The organism is Mesorhizobium australicum (assembly GCF_900177325.1).
In the GTDB taxonomy this organism is placed as follows: domain Bacteria; phylum Pseudomonadota; class Alphaproteobacteria; order Rhizobiales; family Rhizobiaceae; genus Mesorhizobium_A; species Mesorhizobium_A australicum_A.
In genome coordinates, this window is record NZ_FXBL01000004.1 from 4,585,201 (window position 1) to 4,608,132 (window position 22,932).

Sequence of the window (22,932 nt, forward strand, 5' to 3'; positions counted from 1 at the left end):
GCGATGGCGCATACGGAATCAATCGAAACGGTGGCGGGGTGCGGCATCCGCGTGATGCGCAAGGGAAAGGGCGAGCCGCTGCTCTTCCTTCACGGTGCGTCTGGCGCCGCCCGCTGGCTGCCGTTCATGGAAATGCTGTCCGAACGCTACGACGTCATCGTCCCCGAGCATCCCGGGTTCGGCGGCTCGGAGACCCCGGAATGGCTCGATACGGTGGGCGACCTCGCCTATTTCTATCTCGACGTGATCGATCATCTCGGGCTTGACGGCGTGCACTTGGTCGGCACGTCGATTGGCGGATGGATCGCCGCCGAACTCGCCACCCGTTCCTGCGAGAAGATCAAGACGCTGACGCTGGTGGCCCCCGCGGGCATCCATGTGAAGGGCCTCAGGAAGGGCGACATGTTCATGTGGTCGCCGGAAGAGCTGTCCCAGAACCTGTTCCACAATCAGGAAATCGCCAGCGCGATGCCCCAGCCGGCCAACGACGCGGAACTGATGGTCGTGCTGAAGAACCGGCTGATGACGGCGAAGCTCGGCTGGCAGCCGCGCTTCTACAATCCGCATCTGCGCAAGTGGCTGCACCGGGTCGACGTGCCGACGCTGATCGTCTGGGGCGACGACGACAAACTCATCCCGGCCGGATACGGACCGGCCTATCGTGACCTGATCCCGAACTCCGAACTCGAGATCATCCCCCAGTGCGGACACCTGCCGCATGTCGAGAAGGCGCAGGAATTCACGTCCAGGGTCGTCACCTTCATCCAGGGAGCCGCGTGATGAAATTCTACATGATGCATCTGATGCCGTACGCGGATCTCGATCTCGACTACGATAAGACCTACAATTCCGCCTGGATCACGCTTCCGAACAGCTATTACGACCCGAAGAAGGGCGCGAAGCTCTACAACCGCTATCTCGACGAACTCGAATATGCCGACCAGCTCGGCTTCGACGGCGTCTGCGTCAACGAGCATCATCAGAACGCCTACGGGCTGATGCCTCAGCCCGGTGTGATGGCCGGCGCGCTCGCGCGGCGCACCAAGAAGGTGAAGATCGCGATCCTCGGCCGCGCGCTGCCGCTTCTCAACAATCCGGTCACAGTCGCGGAGGAGTTCGCGATGGTGGACAACATCACCGAGGGCCGCTTCATTGCCGGCTTCGTACGCGGCATCGGTGCCGAATACCATGCCTGGAGTTCCAATCCGGCGGATTCTCATGATCGTTTCCACGAGGCGCACGACCTGATCCTGCGTGCGTGGACTGAAACCGGACCCTTCGCCTTCGAAGGCAAGCACTACCAGTTCGAATACGTCAACCTGTGGCCGCGCCCCTATCAGACACCGCGCCCGCCGATCTGGATCCCTTCGCAGGGGTCGAGCGAGACCATCGAGTGGGCCTCCCATCCCGACCGCCGCTATACCTATCTCCAGACATTCACGCCGGTCTCGATGCTGGCCAAGTACATGCAGATGTACAAGGAGATGGCGCGGGCGCACGGCTATGAGGCGACCGAGGATCAGCTTGGCTGGTCAGTGCCCGTCTATGTCGGCGAAACCGACGAGATCGCCCGTCGCGAGGCAAAGCCTCACATCGAGAACTTCCTGAACAAGTTCCTTCGCATGCCGAAGGAGATGCTTCTGCCGCCCGGCTATCTCTCGCTCAAGTCCATGCTTGGCGTGATGCAGGCGAAGTCGGCCATCGGTGGTCAACAGACGATCGACTCCGTGATGGAGAAGGGCATGTTCATCTGCGGCAGCCCCGAGACCGTCCGCCAGAAGCTCGCCGACTATCAGGGTCAGATCGGCTTCGGCCACCTCCTGTCGCTGCTTCAGTTCGGAACCCTGCCGGCCGAACTGACGCGCAAGAGCATGGAGCTCTATGCCACAGAGGTCATGCCTTACCTGCGCGCAAGCACGGCCGCCAAGGTCACGGAAGCGGCGGAGTGACGCCTGCGGAGCTGACGGTGTCAGCTCTCCGGGTCAGGCTTCGGGTCGTTGAGGATCGAGAACAGATGGCCGCTCATCGCCGCTTCCGCCCAGTCAGGGTTGCGCGTCTTCAGGGCGGCGATGATCTCGTTGTGCTGCCGATGCGTCCGCTTTGTTCGCTCCTCGACAGGTTCGCTGTAGTGGTTGAAAATCGATGCGGGAAGCTCAAGCGACGAGGCCAGAATCTTCTCGAGCCGCGGGCTGTCGGCTGCGCGCGCGATCGTCGCGTGAAACTCGTTGTTCAGGTCGTCGAAGCGGGCGAGATGCTTGTGCCACCCGAGATCGGCGAAGACGAGTTCCATCTCGGCTTCGACCGCTTCCAAATGAGCGATCTGCGCGGCGGTGATCCTCAGCGCGGCGCGGCGGGCGCCATGGCCTTCCAGCTTGGCGCGCAGACGGAATACCTCCGCCACGTCGGACATCGAGAAACTGGCCACCTGGCCGCGTCGATAGCGTTCGAGCACCACGAGGCCTTCGTTTCCAAGGCGGCTCAGCGCTTCTCGCACAGGGGTGCGGCTGACGCCGATGCGTTCGGCAAGCTTTGCTTCCTGCAGGGTTTCTCCCGAACGAAGGTCGCCCGAAACAATCGCCGCGCGAATATAGCGATACGCGCTCTCCACCGCGCCGTTCGCATCGGGGAGGTCTCTCGGAGAAGAATTTCCGCGGGTCTTGCTATCCATCAGTCTGGCCGTGCCTACCAATCGGGTTCAGAGCAATCGCATAGGGGGCGGGCACCTGCAAGACAACCAGTTTGGTATACGAAAAGCCCATCAATTGCGCATATTGTCGCATAATCTGTTGATCTCACGATATTTTTGTATACGATAGTTCAATCATCTGAACGCGGCCGAGGAGACCCGGGAGGGGAGCGAGATGAAAATTGAGCCGGGAATGGCCGCATTGGTGACAGGGGCCGGATCAGGGATTGGGCGCGGCATCGCGCTCGCCCTCGCGCGTCGCGGCGTAGATGTCGGCGTCTGCGACATTCGGCAGGCAGATGCCGAGGCCACCGTTGCACTCGTCGAGGCAGCGGGCGGGAGGGCCGTGGCGGTCCAGGCGGATGTCTCCGTCCGCGGATCGGTCGAAGAGGCTACCGACATGGTGGAGGCGAATTTCGGGCCGATCTCGATCCTGTGCAACAATGCCGGGATCGCCATGCACGGTGTTCCCCTTCACGAAATCTCCCAGGCCGACTGGGACTGGGTGATCGGCGTCAATGTCTACGGCGTGATCCATGGCATGAACGTGGTCGTCCCGCGCATGCTGGCATCCGGCAAGCCGGCGCATGTCGTCAACACGGCATCGATCGGCGGCTTCCAGGTCAATCCGAACTTCCTGACCGGCGCTTACTCGATGACGAAGTATGCGGTGGTCGCCCTCAGCGAAGGGATGCAGAACGAACTCGCCGGCACCAACGTCGGTGTCTCCGTCCTTGCACCGGCCGCCGTCGACACAGGCATACACCTGTCGGAAAGAAGCCGTCCCGATCGCCTCGGCGGCGCATATGTGCGACCCGAGAACCATTTCATGGGCGACCTCATCAAGAACAGCGCAAAGCCCGAGGATATCGGTGAACGGGTCGCGGCCGCCATCGAGGGGGACGAGTTCTACATCTTCACCCACCCCGAAACCCAGCATTGGCTCGAAGCGCGTCATGAACGAATCCGCGCCGGCTTCGACGCGGCGCGTACGCGATTGGCCGAGTCGATGGCCGAGGCGGCGGAATAGCGGGGCGGCGGACATGTCAGATCAAACCAAAGTCCTCAGCACGTCTCGCGGGTTCGCCGGCTCCCGGCCCCATATCGTCGGCATCGGCGGGACGACGCGGATCGGCTCGTCGTCTGAGACGGCGCTGCGCTACGCTCTCGCCGCAGCCGAGCGGCGCGGCGCTTCGACTGAACTGATCGCCGGGCCTCTGCTCGACCTTCCGATGTATGACCCGTCGGACGATCATCGCAGCCCGTCGGGGCGGCGGCTTGTACAGTCGCTCCGGCGCGCCGACGGCGTGATCATCTCGACTCCGAGCTACCACGGCGCGCTGTCTGGCGTGATCAAGAACGCACTCGACTATGTCGAGGACATGCGTGCCGACGGTAGGCCCTATCTCGACGGCCGCGGCGTGGGTGTGATCGTCACCGCGTTCGGAGCCCAGGCGCTCGGTACCACGCTTGTGGGTGTCCGCTCGATCGTCCATGCGCTTCGCGGCTGGCCGACTCCGTTCGCCGCAGCGCTGAATTCCCAGAACAAGCCGTTCGAAAACGGCATGCCGGCGAACCGCGAGGTCGAGTTTCAACTGGAGACAGTGGCCACGCAGGTCGTCCGCTTTGCCGCCATTCAACATGCGATGGCAGAAGAGACGCTGCAGCTTCCCAGGATTACAGCCGCCAGCGGCTGACGGAACGCACGAATTACCGGCGTCGGGAGGAGAACTGACACCGGCGAAACTAGCCCGGAGAAGCCGGGCCAAAGGAGGAAAGCCATGAAACTGTTCTCGAAAGCCGCTCTGGCGGGCGTCGTCACGCTCGCCTCCCTCTGGACGACAGCCGTCCAAGCCCAGACGGTCAGCATCTCAACCCTGCCACCCGGCTCGATCAACAACGTCCAGACCCAGGCGATCGCGAAGGTCGTGCAGGAGAAGGCCGGCATCCAGATGCGTGTCATCACCTTCAACTCTCCGGCCGCGAGCATGGGCGCCGTCCAGGCCGGCGAGGCGGCTTTCACGTTCATGTCCAACGACGAGGTCGGTATCGCCGTGCGCGGCAAGGACGAACACGCAGGCAAGCCGCTCGACAAGCTCGAGCTGGCGGCCACGGTTTTCCCGTTCAAGGTTGGAGTTCTCGTGCGCGACGACTCCGAGATCAAGACCGTCGCCGACCTGAAGGGCAAGCGCTTCCCGACCGGCTGGCAGGGTTTCCCGCAGGGCATCGCGCTCTCGAATGCGATCCTCGCCACAGCGGGGCTGTCTCTGAACGACGTGGACGGCGTGCCGACCGCCAATCTCCTGCGCGCCGCCGACGACTTCAAGGCGGGACGTCTGGACGCGACGGTTTTCGCCGTCGGCGCTCCGAAGATGGCCGAGATAGACGCCGCGGTGAAGATCCGCTTCCTCAACCTCGACGGCTCCGACCAGGCGAAGGCCGCGATGGCCTCGGTTCGTCCGGAATACACCGTGGCGCCCCAGGCGCCGCTTCCGCATCTCAACGGCGTCATCGGCGAGACCAACCTGATGCAGTACGCCATGACCGTCGCTGCAAGCTCCGACGTGGACGAGGAGACGGTCTACAAGGTCGTGAAGGCGCTTCACGAGAACAAGGACGCCCTTGTGGCAGCCCATCCTTCCTTCAACGCCATGAACCCGGACAACATCTCGGTTCCCCAGCCCGACGTGAAATATCACCCCGGCGCAATCCGCTACTACAAGGAAATCGGGATCTGGAAGGGCGAGTGATCGCCACTCTCGCCTGATCGAGCCCCCAAGATGGATCCGGGACACGGCCAAATGAGCGCAAACACAGAAGTGGAACTGACGGCGCCGTCGCACGGTCCCGTGAGCTACGCCACCGCCGTGCTTGGATCCATCATCGCCCTCGCGGGCATAGCCTGGGGGGCGGACCTGTACCGCCAGGTCGGCATGAATTTCCTCGCCGAGCAATTCCTCGCCCTGATCCTCGGCCTGGCCATGTCGATCGTTTTCCTGATCAGGCCGCTTCGCGCCGAGGTGGGCATCAGGACGTCGGCGCCATGGTACGATTGGTGTCTCGCCGCCATATCCCTCGGAATCGGCACCTACATGGCGTGGAACTATCCGCGCATGCTCGGCGAGTTCTTCAACTCGCCTCCCGACGTCCTCATTGTTTCCTGGTTGCTCTTCGTCCTCGTGATGGAGGCGCTGCGCCGTGCGTCGGGATGGCCTCTCGTCATCACCGTCATGTGCTTCTTCTTCTATGCGCTCATCGGTCACCGAGTCGGTGGGGCATTGCAGACCCGCGAGGTGGAGGCCACCAGCATGGTCGTCTATCTCGCGCTCGATACGAGCGGTCTGTTCGGCCTCGTCCTCCTCATAGGCGTGACGGTGGTCATTCCGTTCGTCTTCTTCGGCCAGCTTCTGTCCTCGTCAGGCGGGGCCAGCTTCTTCAACGATGTGTCGCTCGTCATCATGGGCCGCTATCGTGGCGGTGCTGCCAAGATATCGATCCTGGCGTCGTCGCTGTTCGGCTCGATCAACGGCATCGTCGTGTCGAATATCCTGGCGACCGGCGTCGTCACCATCCCGATGATGAAGAAGTCGGGCTTCAAGCCGGAACATGCGGCCGCGATCGAGGCAAGCGCTTCGAACGGCGGCCAACTCATGCCGCCGGTCATGGGAGCGGTGGCATTCCTCATGGCCGACTTCCTGCAGATCAGCTACGCGGAGGTGGCGGTGGCCGCCCTCGTGCCGTCCGTCCTCTACTACTTCGCCCTTTTCATCCAGGCGGACCTGGAGGCCGCGAAGGGTAACATCCTGCGCGTTCCCGCCAGCGAAATTCCTCGCATCGTCGGCGTGCTCATGAAGGGGTGGCTGTTCCTGCTGCCGTTCGTGGTGCTGATCTACGCCTTGTTCTGGCAGAATCGCGAGCCGGAAAACGCCGCCATCTTCGCTTGCGTGGCCGTCATGGTGATCGGCTTCGCCTTCGGTTACGGGACGCATCGCCTGACGCCCCGGGAGGTGTGGAACTGCGTCGTGCGCACCGGCGTGTCCTCCGCCGACATCATCATGATCTCGGCCGCGGCCGGGTTCATAATGGGCATCCTTCAGCTCACCGGGCTGAGCTTCGCGCTGACGCTCTATCTTGTCGATCTCGGAGCGGGGAACGTCTACCTCCTGCTGGTCATCGCAGCCGTGCTCTGCATCGTGCTTGGCATGGGCATGCCGACGCTCGGCGTTTACGTGCTTCTCGCGGTCCTGATCGTGCCGGCACTGGTGGAGACGGGCATCCCGCCCTTGGCCGCACATATGTTCATCATCTACCTCGGAATGATGTCCTTCGTGACACCGCCGGTGGCCATCGCCGCGTTCTTCGCGGCAAACCTGGCAAAGGCTGATCCGTTCAAGACCGGCTGGGCGGCAATGCGCTTTTCCTGGACGGCCTACATCGTGCCCTTCCTGTTCGTCTTCTCGCCCAGCCTGCTGCTGCAGAGCAGCTCGTGGACCGAGACGGCGGTGTCCATTTCGACCGCGGTCGTCGGGGTGTCGTTCGTCTCCGCCGGCATGATTGGATATGCGTTCGCGCGGCTGTCGGTCCCGATGCGCATCGCTTTCGTCGTCGGTGGCGGCATGCTGATGATCCCGCTCGAGATGGCGTCATGGGCGGCCTACCTCAACGTGGCCGGGTTCGTGATCTGCGCCGCCGCTCTCGTCGTCGACTATATCGGCCGCAAGACCACGCAGCGCCCGCGCGAAATCGCCGCCGAGTAGCAATTCCGGAACGTGAAAGGACAAGACATGAGCGTCCCCTCATCGAGCCCCGAGCAGCGCAAGGCCTTCTACGATCGGCTCGAGCCGCAGAACCTCGCGCCCCTGTGGGAAAAGCTGAAGGGGCTGCTGCCCGACGAGCCTAAGTCGAAGGCCGCGCCGCACCGCTGGCGCTACTCGGATGTGCGGCCGCTCGTGATGGAGTCGGGCAAGCTGCTGACGGCGCAGGAGGCCGAGCGGCGCGTTCTGGTGCTCGAAAACCCCGCTCTTCCCGGCATGTCGCGCGCGACCTCGACCATGTACGCCGGCATCCAGCTCATCATGCCGGGCGAGACGGCGCCCGCCCACCGCCACACGCCGTCTGCGCTACGGTTCATGCTGGAGGGCGAAGGCGCCTTCACGGCCGTCGGCGGCGAACGGACGACGATGAAGCGGGGCGACTTCATCATCACGCCGTCCTGGGCCTTCCACGATCATGGCAACGAGGGCACCGAGCCCTGCGCCTGGCTGGACGGTCTCGACCTGCCGCTTGTCGCGTTCTTCGAGGCCGGATTCAACGAACACTACAACGACGAGCGTCAGTCCATCGTGCGGCCGGAGGGAGACGCACTGGCGCGGTTCGGCTCCAACATGCTGCCGCTCAACGCGACCAGCCGCTACGGCATGACGACACCGATCTTCAACTATCCCTACGAGCGGACGCGCGCAGCTCTGGTGGCAGCCGCCAACGGCGACGGTCCGGATTCGCACGAGGCGGTGACGCTGCGCTACTCCAACCCCATCGATGGCGGGTGGGCCATGCCCACGATGGCCGCGTGGATGACTTTCGTGCCCAAGGGCTTCGAAACGAAGCCGATCCGCTCGACCGACGGCATCGTCATGGCCCTCGGCGAGGGCGCGGTTGTGACCCGCATCGGCGACAAGACCTTCGACATGGCCGAGAAAGATATTGCTGTCGCCCCGGGCTGGACCTGGCGCAGCTTCAAGGCTCAGCAGGACAGCTTCATCTTCTGCTTCTCCGACCGCGTGGCGCAGGAGAAGCTCGGTTTGTGGCGCGAACAGCGCTCCTGAATCAGCCAGATCACCGAGGAAAGTTCAACATGCGTATCTGCCGCTATGACGACAATCGTCTGGGCGTCGTCGTCGACGGGCTTGTCCACGATGTCACCCCGGTCCTCGACGACCTGCCGCCGCTGAAATGGCCGTTTCCGCGCGGGGATCATTTCTTCAACAATGCAGATCGACTTCTGCCGCGCATGGAAGCGCTGGCGAAGACGGTGCCCGGCAGACCGGTTTCGGCGGTAAAGCTGCTCTCGCCGGTCGCCAACCCGGGCAAGATCGTCGCCGCGCCGGTCAACTACAAGCTGCACCTCGACGAATCCCGCGCCGACACCCAGATCAACTTCGGCACGCAGGTGAAGACGATCGACGACTACGGCGTCTTCCTCAAGGCTCCGAGTTCGATGATCGGCGCGGGAGAAGCCGTAGTCGCCGACTGGCCGGACCGGCGCATCGACCACGAGATCGAACTCGCCTTCGTCATCGGCAAAAAGGGGTTCCGCATCCGCGAGGAGGACGCACTCTCTCACGTCGCCGGCTACATGATCGGCCTGGACATGACGATTCGCGGCACCGAGGATCGCTCCTTCCGCAAGTCACTGGACACATTCACGGTGTTCGGCCCGCATATGGTCACCGCTGACGAAATCGGCGATCCGGGCAATCTCGACTTCGAGATCAAGGTCAATGGGGAAACCCGCCAGAAGTCCAACACGAATCTTCTGATCTGGAACGTCCAGAAGCTGATCGCCTACGCATCCAAGGCCTACACGCTCTATCCGGGTGACGTGTTCATGACCGGCACGCCGGAAGGCGTGGCACCGGTCGTGCCAGGCGACCTCATGCATGCGAGGATCGACGGGATCGGAGAGATGACCGTTGCGGTCGGCGGCTGAGAATGGCTGCCAGCCTCGGTCAAAGCCCGGCAAATATCTTGGCGCTGTTTACCCACCACTCTTTTCGACCGTGCGTCCGGCAGAGCGCGCCTTGTCCAGGCAGTCCCGGATACAATCGGTGAGAACCTCCGCAACAATGCGGCCGATACGCGACAGCGGTTTGCGAGCGTCGATGGCGACGCTGACGGTCTGAGGCTCCGCTCCCTTGTCGCGCACCGGCAGGAACACCAGCGATCCTTCGGCCAGTTCGGGTGCCGCGTCGAGTTCCGACGTAAAGGCGATGTAGCGGCCGCTTCTGGCGAGCGTCTTGACGAGCTGCAGCGAGTTGGTGACCAGCGTCTTCCCGGTGTCGGAGAAGAGCCAACCGTAGCGGGCATCCAGATAGCGGCGGATCGGGAGTGCCTTGCTTTGCAGGGCGATGGGATAGGCGACGGCTTCCTGGAGACTGATCGTCCCTGCGCCCGACAACTGGTGGTCCGGCGCCGTCACGCAGCCGAAGGGCAGGTCCGCTCCCCAAAGGATATGCACATCGCGTCGCGGTGACAGGTTGAACGCGGCGACGAGGTCGGCATTTCCGGAAAGAAGCTCCGTCAACGCATCGTCCGGGCTTGCGACCTCCACTTCCAGCGAGATTCGCGGATGTTCGCTCGCCAGCCGCGAGATGAACTGCGGGAGGAACCCGTTGACGTGGCTGTCCATGGCGACAACACGGACATGGCCCTGGCTGATGCCCTGCAACTGCCGGACCTCGGTCGCCGTGCGCCGCTCATCCGCGCGCCAGCGCCGGGCCAGGGTGACCAGCGCGTCCCCGGCCGCGGTGAGCCGCATACCGCGCGGAACCCGCTCGAACAGGGCGACCTCGAGATCCTGTTCGAGCAGCAATATCTGCCGGTCTATTGCCGACGCCGCGACGTTGAGCTCCTTCGCCGCCCGCTGGATAGAGCCGGAGCGGGCAACCTGATCGACGTAGCGCAACGAGGCGGGAACGAGCGAGCCGCGCATGCAAGGTTTCCATTCTAAAATTTCGAATTCATTGTTGCCCAAGCTGCGCTGGACGGCAATGCACTTTTCCCGGATCATTCCCTCCAAGGTCAAAAGGCCATCGTCCGCAATCGCATCTGGGATTCGGACAAGGGGAACTCGGATGAACGGTCTGGACAGCGTAAAGCCGGTCGCTGGCATCAGCCGTTCCGTCACCGGCTCGCGGCCGACGGACGGGAGGGAGATCGCCGGCGATTTCGCGAGGCATCTCTACCGGCTGACCGGCAGTCGCCTGGCCGGCTATCTGCTGGTCGCGCCGACGGTGCTCTTCCTTGCGATCTGGTTCCTGTGGCCGGTGCTTTCGATGGTGGCTCTCAGCGTCTCATCGCGCAACGTCGACGGCGCGATGGTCGACGGTTTCACGCTGGAGAACTATCTCCGGCTGTTTTCGACCGATCTCTATTTCCGTATCCTGCTGCGCACGATCCGCATCGCGGTGATGACCAGTCTGATCGCCGCGATCCTCGCCTATCCGCTAGCAATCGCGATCGCGCGCGGTGGCCCCTCGCTCGCCAGGCTGGTGACGATCACGATCCTGGCGCCGCTGCTGGTCAACGTTGTGGTGCGCTCCTACGGATGGCAGGCAATCCTCAACAAGACCGGCGCGCTCGCCTGGGTGCTGAAGCTCTTCGGCATAGAGAACCCGCCGATGCTGCTCTATACCGAATGGGCGGTGCTGATCGCCTGTGTGCACGTCTACCTGCCGTTCATGGTGATGCCGCTCGCCACCGCCATCGGCCGCATCGATCGCACGGTCGAGGAAGCAGCCCGCGTCGCCGGCGCACCGCGCCTGGCGGTCTTCCTCCGCATCGTATTCCCGCTCAGCCTGCCGGGACTGGCGGTCGGCGTGTCGCTCGTCTTCTCGCTGAGCGCGGCCGCCTATGTCACGCCTCAGATCCTGGGCGGCAACTTCTCGCCGCTCTTGGGCACGCTGATCGAGCAGCAGATTCTGACCCTCAACGACTGGCCGTTCGGCGCGGCGATCTCGACCCTGCTCATCGCCATGGTCCTGGCGATGAACCTCGTCTTCCTCAGACTGGCAAACCGGCGCTTCGCGCGCTGGACGGCAGGCGCGCGATGAACGAAGAACTCGGCCCCTTCATCAAGATCGTCGTCGCGATCATCCTGGCGCTCGTCATCGCGCCGCTGGTCGTCCCGATCCTGATGTCGATCTCCGACACGCCCTTTATCGTCTTCCCGCCGCAGGGTTTTACGCTGCATTGGTACGGCGAGGTGTTGGCCAATCCCGAAGCGCGGAGCAGTTTCCTGTTCTCGCTCAGGCTCGCCGCCGTGGTCACGCTCATCGCGCTCGTCCTGGGCGTGCCCTGCGCTGCGGGACTGACGCGCTACCGCGTTCCCGGACAGGAGGCGGTGCTGGGGCTGATCCTATCGCCGTTGATCGTGCCGCTGATCGTCATCGGCGTGGCGCTGCTCCAGCTCTTCTCCATGCTGGGGTCACGGGCAACCTTCATGCAGCTCGTCATCGGCCACACGGTGGTCTGCCTGCCTTATGTCATTCGCGCGGTCTCGGCGAGCTTCGTGCTGATCAACCGCAATCTCGAGGACGCGGCCGCGGTGCTCGGCGCGCCGCCGCATGTCGTGGCCACGCGGGTCATCTGGCCGCAGGTGCGGCCCGGCATCCTTGCCGGCGCGGTGTTCTCCTTCATTGTGTCCTTCGACGACTACCCGATCTCGATGTGGCTGGCCGACGGCAACAATTTCCCGATCCCTCTCTATCTCTTCACGGTGATCGAGCGCTCTTTCGACCCGTCGATCGCGGCGATCGCGTCGCTGATGATCTTCTTCGCCCTTCTTCTCGTGCTCGTCATCGAGAAGGTCTTCGGCATCAGCCTGGCGAGGCTCGCCACCTGAAGCCGGCCGCGTCCCGTCCATCCTCCCCGAATATGTCCCCAGGAAAAGGAGCAGTTCAATGACACGAATGAACAGAAGAACCTTCGGCAAGCTCGCGCTCGGCACCGCCGCGCTCGCCGCACCCATGGGCTTCGTACGAAACGGCTGGGCTGCCGGCAAGGAACTCAACATCGGCATCTGGGGCGGCTCGCAGGGCGAGTTCGTCAAGAAAGAGATCATCCCCGCCTTCCAGAGCGACTTCGACTGCACTGTCGTCGCCGAGGAGGGCTTCACCCTTGCCAATGTCGGCAAGATGCGCGCGACGAAGGACAACCCGAAATTCTCGGTGATGTTCATCGATGACGTAGCGATACCGATCTGCAAGCAGGAAGGGCTGATCGCTGAATTGCCCAAGGCCGACATGCCGGCGCTGGAAAAGCTCTATCCGCGCTTCGGCTTCGACGGATGGGGCACGGCGCTTGCCATCTCGGTGGCGAGCCTGTTCCACAACACGAACGTGACCCCGCCGGAAACCTATGCCGAGCTGTGGGATCCGAAATATGCCGGCAAGCTGAAGCTGGTCAGCCCCAAGAACACGCCCTCGGTGTTTTTCCTGATCGTCGCCTCGGCGGTAAAGAGCGGCAAGCCGCTGGCCGAGGCGCAATACGAGATCGACGACGCCTTCGACAAGGTGGCCGAACTGAAGCCCAACATCATGAACCTGTTCGACAACGGGCCGCAGGCCGCGAACGAGGTCGCACAGGGGCAGGCCGACATCGGGCTGCTGGAGCTGTCGAAATACATCTATCCCTACACCGCCAAGGGCGCGCCGGTGACGATGAGTTTCCCCAAGGAAGGCAGCTTCGCCGGCAACAACTGCCAGGTGCTTGTCAAGGGTGGGCCGAACCAGGACCTCGCCGTCGCCTTCATGAACCGGATGCTGGAACCGGCGGTACAGAAGGCGTTCTCCGAATACGCGCTGACCGCCCCGCCGGTCTCCGGCATCGAGTTCTCGGAGGAGACGCTGAAATACATCGCCTATCCCGTCGAGGAGATGGACAGCCGCGGCCTGTTTACGCCGGACTGGGAATTCATCAACGCGAAGCGTTCCGGGTGGACCGAAAAGCTGAACGGCATCTTCGCCGTCTGATCGCTCCGCCGAAAGGCTGCCAGCCTCCGGCCGGCAGCTTCGCATCAAAGAGGGAAAGCGCCATGTCCGCACGATCCGCACCAGAATACCGCCGCGCCGAGGTCCGGCTCACAGGACTGTGCCGCAGCTACGGCGACAATCACGTCGTCCGCGACGTCGATCTGACCGCCTCCGGCGGTGAGATTCTCGCTCTGCTCGGCCCGTCCGGATGCGGCAAGACCACGACGCTGCGGATGATCGCGGGCCTCGTCGAGCCGACATCCGGCGACATCACGATCGACGGCAAGCCCATTACCGGCCTGCCGGTGCACAGGCGCAATCTCGGCATGCTGTTCCAGAACTATGCGCTGTTCCCTCATCTCACGGTCCTGGAGAATGTCGCCTTCGGCTTGCAGATGCGCGGAATTCCAAAGCGGGAGATCGCCGACAAGGCGAAGGAGGCGCTGCACCTCGTGAGGCTCGCCGGCTTCGAGGACCGCATGCCCGCGGCCCTTTCCGGGGGCCAGCAGCAGCGCGTCGCGATGGCGCGCGCTATCGTCTACCGTCCGCGCGTGCTTTTGCTCGACGAGCCCTTCGGTGCGCTCGACAGGAAGCTGCGCGAGGAAATGCAGATAGAGCTGCGCCAGCTCTGCAACGACCTCGGTCTGACCACCATCCTCGTCACCCACGACCAGGAGGAGGCCCTGGTTCTTGCCGACCAGATCGCGGTGATGCGCGACGGGCGTATCGAACAGGCGGCGGCGGCGCGCTCGGTCTATGAGCGGCCGTCCTCGCCTTTCGTGGCCGGCTTCATCGGCACTTCGAATTTTCTCCCGGCGACCGTCGTCAGCCAGAGCGGCGATCGCACGCAGCTCGAAGGCGAAAGCAACCGCACCTTCCAAAGCACCGTCGCACCGTCGATGGCGGCGGGCAGCCGGGCGATCATGGCCATCCGGCCCGAAAGCGTGACGCTCGCACCCGGCAATCCCGCTGACACCGGCACGGCCAACACGGTTTGCGGCGTCGTGCTGAGGACGGTGTTCAAGGGCCAGACCCTGTCCGTGTGGATCGGTTTGCCCTTGGGGATGGAGTTCGCCGCCTCGCTGCCGATCGAAGCGACCGGCGCCGTCAATCCGCAGCCCGGCGAGACGTGGACTGCCTCCTGGTCGCCGGAGCGCACGCTGGTGATGCGCGAACAATGAACTGGGAATCGACGATCGCAGCCAGCCCCGCCATCGGCTTCATCGTGCCCTCGTCCAACCGCATCGTCGAGCGTGCGACACGGAGGATCCTCGAACGCGTGCCCCGCATGGACGCCTGCTTCGCACGGGTTCCCTATGACGGACACCCGGCCGACGGCTACGACACTGCTTCCTTCGAGACCTGCGCCGCGATGCTGGCGGAAGCGCGTGTCGATGTGATCTGCTGGAACGCGACACGGGGTGCGCTGCTCGGTTTCGAGCCGGACAGACGGCTTTGCGATCTCTTGGAACACCGCACCGGAATTCCCGTCACCACGACCGCGCTGGCCACGCTCGACCTGCTGACGTCAAGGAAGTTGACCCGCATCGGGCTCATTGCCCAGGGAAACCCCAAGGAGGGCCAAAGGCTGGTCGGTAATCTCGCCCGAAGAGGTATCCATGTTGCGGCGGCGCACCATCTCGGAATCTCGGATAATTTCGAGGCGTCCCGCGTCTCGAAGGATCAGATCGCCTATCTGACCGAAAAGCTGGCCGCGAACGGTACTCTGGATGCCGTGCTGATCTGGAGCACCAATCTGCCGGGCTTCGCGCTGGCGGCGGAAATGGAAGGCAGGATCGGCATCCCCGTGCTCGATTCCACGACGATCGGTGTCCTGGCTGCGCTTGAGGTCGCCGGCGTCGACGTCGAAAGTGCCGAAACGTTGGACAACACTCGGCCTGCTTGAAAGCCGCGAGAGCTATTTTGCGGAGGATGGAATAACCGCGGATCCAATGGAGACGTCACGCTGACGGTGAGCTCCGCTTAACGCGAGTTGCGTCCACTCGACTTGACGCCGCAGACACTTGCGAGCCGCGACGTGGAGCGGACGAATGAGGCCACAGCAGAATCAAAAGTCTGGCGCCTTCCTTACGCCAAAGGAACGCAATCCCTCCGCGAGGTCTGGATGCGAGACGTGATGTGACCACTTCTCAAGCTCCATCCGTAACCGGTCCTGCCGCGTCCGATCGCCGGACTGCGTTCGACCGAGACTCTTGATTGCGCGGATTGCTTCGGGGCTGTTCCGGCAAATCTCCAGGGCAAGCTCCCGGGCGCGATCCATCAGGCGATCCTTTGGCACCACTTCGTTCACCAGGCCCCAGGCCGCAAGGATCTCTGCATTGATCGTCGATGCGGTGTAGAACAATTGGGCAGCCCTGGACGGCGACAGCCGTTCCCGGAGACGCACCGTCGCGCCGCCGGCTGGCACGATCCCGTAACGGACATGACCGTCGCCGATTAGGGCACCTTCGCAGGCAAGGATCATGTCGCAGCAGAGCAGCAGTTCCAGCCCCCCGGCGATAGCCGTGCCGTTCGCGGCCGCGATCACCGGAACCGGTATGTCCTCGACCCGTTGCAGAATGTCCTGATTATAGCGCAGGATGTCGACAAGCTTCGTGCCGCTTGCGCTGAGCGCCTCCTCGAACTCTTTGAGATCGCCGCCTGCCGAAAAGGCCCGGCCCGCGCCGGTGATGATCACCACCCTCAGCCCCGACAACCGTTCGATCTCGTCAAGCCGCCTCTCGAGTGAACGCATCATCCGGCCCGACATCGCATTGAGACTGTCTGGGCGGTTGAGCGTGAGGGTGGCGATCCCGTCCTCATAAGCAAGGTTTACAGAACTGTCCTCCATGTCATCCCTCCGCCGCCCGGATGGAGTAAGTCTGCGGCAGAGGCTTCAGCGCTGCTTCGAGCGCTGCCAGTCCGGCCGTGTCCGCGCCGGCGACCGCCACATCCACCACCGTCCGCTTCTGCTCGTCGAGACCGACCTTAACTGTCACCGCCGTTGCCGGCCCGCACGCCGCCTCCGCCTCCAGCCTGACCTTCTCCCGGATCGCCAGGTCGCGCAGCGCCGGCTTGAAGATCTTGCCCACGGCCGTCACTGGCAGCGCATCGATCACCAGCACGCTTCGCGGACGCGCCGGAGGCTCGTTGACCGCCGCTTCCAGATAATCCCGCAATGCTTTGGAATCGATCAGCACGCCCGGCGCCGGCACGACGAACAGAGCCGGCACTTCGCCAGCATACTGGTCCGGCATTCCAACCGCGGCGCTGATCTGGACACCCGGAAAGCGGTTGGCGGCATCCTCGATCGCGGCCGGATCGATGTTGTGGCCGCTGCGCACGATCAGGTCTTTCTCGCGCCCCGTCAGCACCAGCCTCTCGTCTGCGGTGAGGTATCCGATATCGCCCGTCGTGAGCCACCCGTCGGCCGCCAGCGTGCCGGTGTTGTGGACGGGATCGACATAGCCGGGAAAGACTTGTCGTCCTTTCACCTGTACCAGCCCGCTTTCCTCCGGCCCGCACAGGATGTCTTCGCGACCGATCCGCACGACACGCGTCTGCGAATAGGGCGCACGGAAGCCGACATTGCCCGGAACCGGCGTCCCCCGCCCCGGATTGAAAGCGATCGCCGCCGACGTCTCCGTCATGCCGTACGTCTCGTAGAGGCGGATGCCGGTCGTCGCCTCGAAGCGCGCGCCGACCGCGGCAGGCAGGACGGCGCCACCGGTCACCGCCATCCGCACGCTCGATACGTCGGAGCCCTCGACCCAGCTGTCGGTGATCGCCGCGATCGAAGTCGGCACTCCGCCGATGACGGTCGCACGGAACGCTTCCACCAGCGACCAGTAGCGCTCCACGGTCTGCGGCATGCGCATCCCATAGGGCGATGGCACCACCACATGCCCGCCCGCGGCGAGCACCGACAGGCCTACCGTCATCGTCCCGCCGACGTGGAAGAACGGAAATCCATTGAACACCGTGTCGTTCTCGTCGTAGCCGAACACCTGTCCGAAGCCGAAGGCAGCGTGAATCTGGTTGCCGTGGGTAAGTTGAACCAGCTTCGGGCGACCAGTCGTGCCGCCGGTGTGGAACAACGCGCAGACCGTGTCGCGATCTTGCGGCGGCGCGAAGTCGAGCCCATCGGCGCGGTGTCTGGCCAGGGCCTGGTCGACCGCGCAGTGGCGCGGCGGGAGCGCTCCGCTTGCCCCGATCACCACCACGTCTGTCAGCGTCGGCACGTCGTCCAGCATGCCCTTCGCCTTGGCCCAGCACGTCTCATCGAGATCGCGCGCCGGGACGATGAGGATGGTCGCCTCCTCCGCATTCAGGAGGTCGACGATCGCCTCGCGGCTGAGCAGATAGTTGATCGAACTCGCGACTCCCGCCACCTGCGCGCCAAGCAGCAGCGCCGGGAGGTCGGGCAATGTCGGGGAGAGGAACGCGGCCACGCCGCGCCCGGGTGCGAGACCGAGCGCACGGAAGAGATTGGCCGCCCGCGTCACCTCGCCGAGCAGTTCCCGGTGCGTGAGCGTGACGCCCACATCGGCCGCGTCTGGCGTATTGAGCACTGTCAGCGCCTTGCGGTGGCCGACATTTTGCGCCGTCGCAAGCAGGAGATCGTAAAGGCTCCGCGCCGTGACCAGCTCGTCGTAGGGCCTCGCCTCGATCGCCTTGATGTCCTCGATCGTCCGCACGTCGAGAACTGGCCGCGTCGTCTTGAGAGGCCGCTGCTGCATCAGTGGACCGCCGCATACATGATCGTCTCCTCGTCCGCCTTGTGCCCGTCGAACTCCTCGACGATCCGGCCCTGCCGGCACACAAGGATGCGGTCCGAAAGCTGCAGAACCTCCGGCAGGTAGGAGGAGATCACCACCACCGCGATGCCGTCGTCGGCGAGCCGGTTGATGAGCTGATGGATCTCGGCGATCGCGCCGACGTCGACGCCGCGCGTCGGCTCGTCGAAGATGATCAGCCGCGGCTTCTGCACCAGCGCCTTCGCTACGACGATCTTCTGCTGGTTGCCGCCCGACAGCTCGATCACCTTGGCGTCGGCATTGATCGCTTTGACGTTGAGCGCCGTGATCCATTCCTGCGCGATCGTGCGCATTTCGGCCATCGAGACCGTCGCGGACTTGGTCCGCCCCCCGGCAATCGCACCGAGATGGATGTTCTCGGCGATCGACATCGTCTCGAAGAAGCCTTCGACCTTGCGATCCTCGGTGACGTAGATGATGCCGTCGCGCACGGCCGGCCGGGGCACGCGGTATCGCACCGGCCGACCGTCGAGCCTGACCTGGCCGCCGTGGAAAAGGTCGCGCTTCAGCACGCCGGCCACCACCTTCGCCGTCTCGGTGCGGCCGGATCCGATCAGCCCGAACACGCCGGTGATTTGCCCCGCGAAGACCGAGAAGGACGTGTTGCGCACCATGCTGCCCATCGACAGGTTCTGGACGCTCAGCACCTTGTCGCCCGCGACGCGGACGCTGCGCCCTGCCTGCGAGCCGTAGAGCTCGTTGCTGAGCGTGCGGCCGACCATCGCGCGCACGATCTTCTCGCGGTCGAAGGCCGAGGCAGCATCGGTGACGACGTGTTCGCCGTCGCGCATCACTGTGATCCGGTCGGCGATCGCCAGCGCCTCCTCCAGCGCGTGGCTGATGAAGATGATCGACACGCCGCGCTGCTTGAGCCGTTCCACCAGCGAGAAGAACTGGTGCTTCTCCTCAGGCGTCAGCGTCGCCGTCGGCTCGTCGAAGATGATCACCTGCGCATTGTGATGCACCGCGCGGGCGATCTCGACCATCTGCTTCTGCCCGGCCCCGAGCGCGGAGACCATGGCCGTTGGATCGACATGGAAGTTGAGCGATTGCAGGAACTGCTGGCCGGCGATGTAGATGCCGCGCAGGCGATGGAACTGTTTCGCATCCGTCAGATAGATATTCTGGGCCACCGTCAGCGACGGCACGAGGCTCGTCTCCTGGTAGACCATCGCGATGCCCCGGCCGAGCGCCTCCGAAGGCGAATTCAGTTCCGCCTTCGCTCCGTCGATCCATATCTCTCCGGCGGTCGGCTCCACCACGCCCGCGATCATCTTCGTCAGCGTCGACTTGCCGGCCCCGTTTTCGCCCAGCAGCGCATGAACCTCGCCGCGATGCAGCGTGAACGACACGTCCTTGACCGCCGGCACGCCGCGATATTCCTTGGTCGCGTTCCGGACCTCGACGATCGGTGTCATGCCGCGCCTCCCGCAGCGCCGGGTTGGGCAGGGGGCGAGAAGCGCACCACGACGCCGTCGCCCTGCGCCGCCGCGAACACCATGCCCTCATGCTCGACGATGCTCGTGACACCGTGGGTGTTTCCATCCGCACGGCTCTGCAGGCTCAGGCGCGGGCGGAACGCCGAATCGAGCCCGACGCACATGCCAAAGGACATGGTCGGCGCCCAGGGCTTCAACAGGCCGAGGTGCTTCACGCCCCCGCCCTGCAGGGGCTCGTAGTAGCTGCGCCCCGATTTGAGTTTCGGCGCCACCCAGTATTCCAGCGGTACTTCAGCCATCATGCGCTTGCGATAGGCCGGTTCGCGCAGCACGAATTCGACGAGCTGGCTGCGCGGCGCGAACATCGCCAGCCACCAGCCGCCGACCGCGGGCGACAGCCGGCCGGGATATCCTGGAAGATCGATCTGGATCGGTTCAGGGTGCCCGCCGCCCTCCGTGCTGATGCGCATCAGACGATGTTTCCAGGCCTCCGAAACGATGAGCGACCGGCCGTCGAGAGCCAGCCCCGCCGGCCATGCGAGCCCGCCCGCGATCCGCCTGCTTTCGCTGGTCGCAAGGTCGATCCGCCACACGCTGCCCGACGCGTTTCGCTCGAGCAGGTCCTTCTGCCAGTCACGGACGGTGTTGGTCGCGGACCCGTTGGCGACGAACAGCGCGCCGTCGCCGAATGCCATCGCGGTGATGCAGCGGACCGCCGCATCCGGGCGATAGCGCCGCCCGTCGAACGCACCGCCCTCGGTCGCGATCTCGCCATCCTCCTTCGCCAACGCCAGTGCGTCCGGTCCCACCGCGGCTATGCAGGCGATGGCACCGCCATGCTTCCCGTGAGGTGACCAGCGCCCCTCCGGCCCCAGCGCCTGCACGGTGTTGCCGGCCGAGGCGACCAGGGTGCCGTTCACCACCGCCAGGCAGTCCACATCCGCCAGCGGCGAACGCCAGTCCGCCTCGTCCAGCGCACGGTTGGGCCGCATCGCGCCATCCAGCGGTGGGACGGTGACGGCAGCGTCGCCGCGCCCGAACAGGTTGTCGATTGCGCGAGAAAGCGAGCCGATCATGTCCGCCTCCAATATGAGTCGATGCCGCTCCAGGTCGGGTCCATCCCGTCGAGCTTCAGCCGGCCGACGCGATTGTTCAGGATACCGCCTATGTAGAGGTGCCCCTTGTGCTCGCGCATCGAGGTGATCATCGGGTGGTTCTCGCCGCCGAAGTCCCAAAGTGTCTCGATGATGCGGCCCGTCTCGTCGAAACGGACCACGCAGCCCGTGTTGATGTTCGGATAGAGCCATTCGTCCGGCGCGATGCGCCGCGCCATCCGCCGCCGGAAGCCCGGCATCTTCAGCGCGAGGTCGAGCGAGGGCGTGCGGACACCCACCAGCGCCAGCCAGTAGGTGCCGTCGGAAGCCCGGTTGATGTTGTCCGGATAGCCGGGCAGATCGCCGATGACCACCTCGACCGTGCCCTTCTTCGGCCCGTCGAACCAGTAGCGGCTGACCCGGCAGGCCCAGGTCTCGGCGAACAGGAACGACTGCCCGTCATGCATCATGCAGATGCCGTTCGGGAACAGGAGGTTCTTGATGACGGTGCGCGTCGTCCCCGTGTTCGGGTCGTAGCAGATGATGCGGCCGTTGCCGCGCGATTCGAGGCAGTCCACCGGCCATTCGTGCATCTCGTAGCGGACCGTCGCCTCGCTGAAGAACACACGGCCGTCCGGCGCGATGTCGAGGTCGTCGGCGAGCCGCAGCCGGGAATCGTCGATCACCGAGAGCCAGGAGCGATTGGTCTCGTCCGTCAGCTTCCTGATCGAGCGGTCACGGCCGATGGAATAGAGGCCCATGCCTCCGATGCAGACGAGCAGCGCCCCGTCCTTCGCGAAGGCCATGCCCAACGGGCGGCCGCCCACATGCACGAACACTTCCTGCCGCGTGTAGTCGGGCGCGAAGAACCGCACGATGTCGCCCGTCCGGTTGCCGACATAAATGTGGTCGTCCTCGTCGAGGATGACGTCCTCCGGCCCGTCGATCTGGCCGAGCCCGATCGCCTCCACCGGCCGCAGCCTGTCGTTCAGCGCATAGGGGGAGGAGCCGGAGGTCGCCGGCGCCTCTGGCAATTCCGAATAGGTTGGCGAGACATAGACCTTGGACAGGAACTTGTGCCGGTTCTTCAGCCAGCGCACGTCGATCGCCACCGCCGCGAGCAGCACCATGCCGAGCAGCAGCGAGCTTCCCCCGCGGGTCACGCCGATCCGCACCAGCCCGTTGACCATGATCATGACGATGATGGCGCCGATGATCGCCTTCGCCGCCGATCCCCTGCCGCCACCGAGGCTGTTGCCGCCGAGCACCGCGGCGGTCAGCGCGGCGATTTCGAGCCCCACCCCCGTATCCGCGCCTGCGCCGCCAAGCCGCGATGCGAAGAGCACGCCCGAGAGTGCAGCCAAGGTGCCCGACACGACATAGGTCAGGCAGATCACGCGCCGCACGGGGATGCCGACATTGTGGGCGGAGCGTCGCGATCCGCCGACGGCCAGAACATGCCAGCCGACCCGGCTGCGGCTCAGCACCAGGTGCGCCACGAGCGCGAGTACCAGTGCCGTCGCGACGCTGAACGGCACGCCGAGCACGTCACCTTCGCCGAAATAGTACCAGAGATCGGAATCGACGAAGCCGGCCGCGATTGCCACCGAATATTTGAGCAGCATCATGTCGACGATGGCGCGCACGATGATCAACGTCACCAGCGTCGTGAGAAATGCGCGCAGCCGCAGGTAACCCACCAGCACGCCGTTGACGAGACCGACGAGTGCGCCGCAGGCGAGTGTCGCCCCGATCACCGCCGGCACCGGCCAACCCGCCACCGTGATCAGCGTCAGCGCCACGATGTTGCCGAGCGCGAAGGTCGAGCCGACGCTGAGGTCGATGCCGCCCGCCACCATGACGATCATCAGCGCGAGCGCGATCAGGGTGAACTCGCCCCATTGCCGCATCAGGCTCGATATGCCGGCCGCCGAGAAAAAGTCGGGGATGAGCCAGCCGAACACGGCCGCCACCACGATCAGGATCAGGACCGGGATCGCGTTGTCGACCCAGCGTTTCGTGAGGATCTCGCCAAGGAGATGATCGGGCACGAGGCGATAGCGCCAGCGTACGATCTGGTCGGATACGGCCATGTTTGTTTGCCTGGTTCAGGAGGGAAGCGGGCGGCCATCGCCGCCCGCGCTA

20 protein-coding genes are annotated in these 22,932 nt (G+C 64.5%); 13 read left to right on the forward strand and 7 right to left on the reverse strand.

Annotation, left to right across the window (positions count from 1 at the left end):
- Positions 1-3: 3 nt before the first annotated feature.
- Positions 4-780 carry an alpha/beta fold hydrolase gene (locus B9Z03_RS25000; protein WP_085466714.1) on the forward strand — a complete coding sequence of 259 codons (777 nt, stop codon included), beginning with the start codon at positions 4-6 and terminating at the stop codon, positions 778-780.
- Positions 780-1,949 (forward strand): LLM class flavin-dependent oxidoreductase, encoded by a 1,170-nt coding sequence (locus B9Z03_RS25005; RefSeq protein ID WP_085466715.1) that lies wholly within the window; start codon positions 780-782, stop codon positions 1,947-1,949. Before B9Z03_RS25000 ends, B9Z03_RS25005 begins: the two co-directional genes overlap by 1 nt.
- A gap of 20 nt (positions 1,950-1,969) precedes the next feature.
- Here B9Z03_RS25005 and B9Z03_RS25010 read toward each other — a convergent pair whose 3' ends face one another.
- On the reverse strand, positions 1,970-2,689 hold the full coding sequence (locus B9Z03_RS25010; protein ID WP_244561841.1) for a GntR family transcriptional regulator: 720 nt from the start codon (positions 2,687-2,689) through the stop codon (positions 1,970-1,972).
- 172 nt (positions 2,690-2,861) lie between these two features.
- Here B9Z03_RS25010 and B9Z03_RS25015 point away from each other — a divergent pair, with 172 nt between their 5' ends.
- The 6 genes from B9Z03_RS25015 to B9Z03_RS25040 all read left to right on the forward strand — a co-directional run bounded on the left by B9Z03_RS25015 (position 2,862) and on the right by B9Z03_RS25040 (position 9,395).
- Positions 2,862-3,716: an SDR family NAD(P)-dependent oxidoreductase gene (locus tag B9Z03_RS25015; protein ID WP_085466717.1), complete on the forward strand. Its 855-nt coding sequence runs from the start codon at positions 2,862-2,864 to the stop codon at positions 3,714-3,716.
- 13 nt (positions 3,717-3,729) lie between these two features.
- Positions 3,730-4,383, forward strand: coding sequence for an NADPH-dependent FMN reductase (locus B9Z03_RS25020; protein ID WP_085466718.1), 654 nt, complete (start codon positions 3,730-3,732; stop codon positions 4,381-4,383).
- 84 nt (positions 4,384-4,467) lie between these two features.
- The gene (locus tag B9Z03_RS25025) at positions 4,468-5,436 is read left to right on the forward strand and encodes a TAXI family TRAP transporter solute-binding subunit (protein ID WP_085466719.1); all 969 of its coding nucleotides are present in this window, start codon (positions 4,468-4,470) and stop codon (positions 5,434-5,436) included.
- 51 nt (positions 5,437-5,487) lie between these two features.
- Positions 5,488-7,443 (forward strand): TRAP transporter permease, encoded by a 1,956-nt coding sequence (locus B9Z03_RS25030; protein WP_085466720.1) that lies wholly within the window; start codon positions 5,488-5,490, stop codon positions 7,441-7,443.
- Positions 7,444-7,470: 27 nt separating this feature from the next.
- Positions 7,471-8,511 carry a gentisate 1,2-dioxygenase gene (gene gtdA, locus B9Z03_RS25035; RefSeq protein WP_085466721.1) on the forward strand — a complete coding sequence of 347 codons (1,041 nt, stop codon included), beginning with the start codon at positions 7,471-7,473 and terminating at the stop codon, positions 8,509-8,511.
- Between the two features lie 29 nt (positions 8,512-8,540).
- A complete protein-coding gene (locus B9Z03_RS25040; protein WP_085466722.1) occupies positions 8,541-9,395 on the forward strand; it encodes a fumarylacetoacetate hydrolase family protein in 855 nt (284 codons plus the stop codon).
- 48 nt (positions 9,396-9,443) lie between these two features.
- On the opposite strand, the gene B9Z03_RS25045 is transcribed toward B9Z03_RS25040, so the two are convergent.
- A complete protein-coding gene (locus B9Z03_RS25045) occupies positions 9,444-10,397 on the reverse strand; it encodes a LysR family transcriptional regulator (RefSeq protein ID WP_176247632.1) in 954 nt (317 codons plus the stop codon).
- Positions 10,398-10,539: 142 nt separating this feature from the next.
- Here B9Z03_RS25045 and B9Z03_RS25050 point away from each other — a divergent pair, with 142 nt between their 5' ends.
- The 5 genes from B9Z03_RS25050 (at position 10,540) to B9Z03_RS25070 (ending at position 15,343) form a co-directional block, all read left to right on the forward strand.
- Positions 10,540-11,517, forward strand: coding sequence for an ABC transporter permease (locus tag B9Z03_RS25050; RefSeq protein ID WP_176247633.1), 978 nt, complete (start codon positions 10,540-10,542; stop codon positions 11,515-11,517).
- The gene (locus B9Z03_RS25055) at positions 11,514-12,308 is read left to right on the forward strand and encodes an ABC transporter permease (RefSeq protein WP_085466724.1); all 795 of its coding nucleotides are present in this window, start codon (positions 11,514-11,516) and stop codon (positions 12,306-12,308) included. Before B9Z03_RS25050 ends, B9Z03_RS25055 begins: the two co-directional genes overlap by 4 nt.
- A gap of 58 nt (positions 12,309-12,366) precedes the next feature.
- A complete protein-coding gene (locus B9Z03_RS25060; protein WP_085466725.1) occupies positions 12,367-13,437 on the forward strand; it encodes an extracellular solute-binding protein in 1,071 nt (356 codons plus the stop codon).
- A gap of 62 nt (positions 13,438-13,499) precedes the next feature.
- Positions 13,500-14,618, forward strand: coding sequence for an ABC transporter ATP-binding protein (locus B9Z03_RS25065; protein WP_139832389.1), 1,119 nt, complete (start codon positions 13,500-13,502; stop codon positions 14,616-14,618).
- A complete protein-coding gene (locus tag B9Z03_RS25070) occupies positions 14,615-15,343 on the forward strand; it encodes a maleate cis-trans isomerase family protein (RefSeq protein WP_085466726.1) in 729 nt (242 codons plus the stop codon). The genes B9Z03_RS25065 and B9Z03_RS25070 overlap by 4 nt, the downstream gene beginning before the upstream one ends.
- Positions 15,344-15,505: 162 nt before the next feature.
- Here B9Z03_RS25070 and B9Z03_RS25075 read toward each other — a convergent pair whose 3' ends face one another.
- The 5 genes from B9Z03_RS25075 to B9Z03_RS25095 are packed head-to-tail and all read right to left on the reverse strand — an operon-like array spanning position 15,506 to position 22,880.
- Positions 15,506-16,288: an enoyl-CoA hydratase/isomerase family protein gene (locus B9Z03_RS25075; protein ID WP_085466727.1), complete on the reverse strand. Its 783-nt coding sequence runs from the start codon at positions 16,286-16,288 to the stop codon at positions 15,506-15,508.
- A 1-nt stretch (position 16,289) separates the two neighbouring features.
- Positions 16,290-18,176: an AMP-binding protein gene (locus B9Z03_RS25080; RefSeq protein WP_085466728.1), complete on the reverse strand. Its 1,887-nt coding sequence runs from the start codon at positions 18,174-18,176 to the stop codon at positions 16,290-16,292.
- Positions 18,176-19,672: a sugar ABC transporter ATP-binding protein gene (locus B9Z03_RS25085; RefSeq protein WP_085466729.1), complete on the reverse strand. Its 1,497-nt coding sequence runs from the start codon at positions 19,670-19,672 to the stop codon at positions 18,176-18,178. The genes B9Z03_RS25080 and B9Z03_RS25085 overlap by 1 nt, the downstream gene beginning before the upstream one ends.
- Positions 19,669-20,769, reverse strand: a complete 1,101-nt coding sequence (locus B9Z03_RS25090) for an SMP-30/gluconolactonase/LRE family protein (protein WP_085466730.1) — start codon at positions 20,767-20,769, stop codon at positions 19,669-19,671. Before B9Z03_RS25090 ends, B9Z03_RS25085 begins: the two co-directional genes overlap by 4 nt.
- Positions 20,766-22,880, reverse strand: a complete 2,115-nt coding sequence (locus B9Z03_RS25095; protein WP_085466731.1) for an ABC transporter permease — start codon at positions 22,878-22,880, stop codon at positions 20,766-20,768. The genes B9Z03_RS25090 and B9Z03_RS25095 overlap by 4 nt, the downstream gene beginning before the upstream one ends.
- Positions 22,881-22,932: the final 52 nt, after the last annotated feature.

Bases quoted from the DNA above. Each gene is read 5' to 3' on its own strand.
- B9Z03_RS25040 (WP_085466722.1), top strand. From the start codon at position 8,541: ATGCGTATCTGCCGCTATGACGACAATCGTCTGGGCGTCGTCGTCGAC.
- B9Z03_RS25015 (WP_085466717.1), top strand. From the start codon at position 2,862: ATGAAAATTGAGCCGGGAATGGCCGCATTGGTGACAGGGGCCGGATCA.
- B9Z03_RS25020 (WP_085466718.1), top strand. From the start codon at position 3,730: ATGTCAGATCAAACCAAAGTCCTCAGCACGTCTCGCGGGTTCGCCGGC.
- B9Z03_RS25050 (WP_176247633.1), top strand. From the start codon at position 10,540: ATGAACGGTCTGGACAGCGTAAAGCCGGTCGCTGGCATCAGCCGTTCC.
- B9Z03_RS25070 (WP_085466726.1), top strand. From the start codon at position 14,615: ATGAACTGGGAATCGACGATCGCAGCCAGCCCCGCCATCGGCTTCATC.
- B9Z03_RS25080 (WP_085466728.1), bottom strand. From the start codon at position 18,176: ATGCAGCAGCGGCCTCTCAAGACGACGCGGCCAGTTCTCGACGTGCGG.
- B9Z03_RS25065 (WP_139832389.1), top strand. From the start codon at position 13,500: ATGTCCGCACGATCCGCACCAGAATACCGCCGCGCCGAGGTCCGGCTC.
- B9Z03_RS25045 (WP_176247632.1), bottom strand. From the start codon at position 10,397: ATGCGCGGCTCGCTCGTTCCCGCCTCGTTGCGCTACGTCGATCAGGTT.
- B9Z03_RS25090 (WP_085466730.1), bottom strand. From the start codon at position 20,769: ATGATCGGCTCGCTTTCTCGCGCAATCGACAACCTGTTCGGGCGCGGC.
- B9Z03_RS25095 (WP_085466731.1), bottom strand. From the start codon at position 22,880: ATGGCCGTATCCGACCAGATCGTACGCTGGCGCTATCGCCTCGTGCCC.
- B9Z03_RS25025 (WP_085466719.1), top strand. From the start codon at position 4,468: ATGAAACTGTTCTCGAAAGCCGCTCTGGCGGGCGTCGTCACGCTCGCC.
- B9Z03_RS25055 (WP_085466724.1), top strand. From the start codon at position 11,514: ATGAACGAAGAACTCGGCCCCTTCATCAAGATCGTCGTCGCGATCATC.
- B9Z03_RS25075 (WP_085466727.1), bottom strand. From the start codon at position 16,288: ATGGAGGACAGTTCTGTAAACCTTGCTTATGAGGACGGGATCGCCACC.
- gtdA (WP_085466721.1), top strand. From the start codon at position 7,471: ATGAGCGTCCCCTCATCGAGCCCCGAGCAGCGCAAGGCCTTCTACGAT.
- B9Z03_RS25060 (WP_085466725.1), top strand. From the start codon at position 12,367: ATGACACGAATGAACAGAAGAACCTTCGGCAAGCTCGCGCTCGGCACC.
- B9Z03_RS25000 (WP_085466714.1), top strand. From the start codon at position 4: ATGGCGCATACGGAATCAATCGAAACGGTGGCGGGGTGCGGCATCCGC.
- B9Z03_RS25085 (WP_085466729.1), bottom strand. From the start codon at position 19,672: ATGACACCGATCGTCGAGGTCCGGAACGCGACCAAGGAATATCGCGGC.
- B9Z03_RS25005 (WP_085466715.1), top strand. From the start codon at position 780: ATGAAATTCTACATGATGCATCTGATGCCGTACGCGGATCTCGATCTC.
- B9Z03_RS25030 (WP_085466720.1), top strand. From the start codon at position 5,488: ATGAGCGCAAACACAGAAGTGGAACTGACGGCGCCGTCGCACGGTCCC.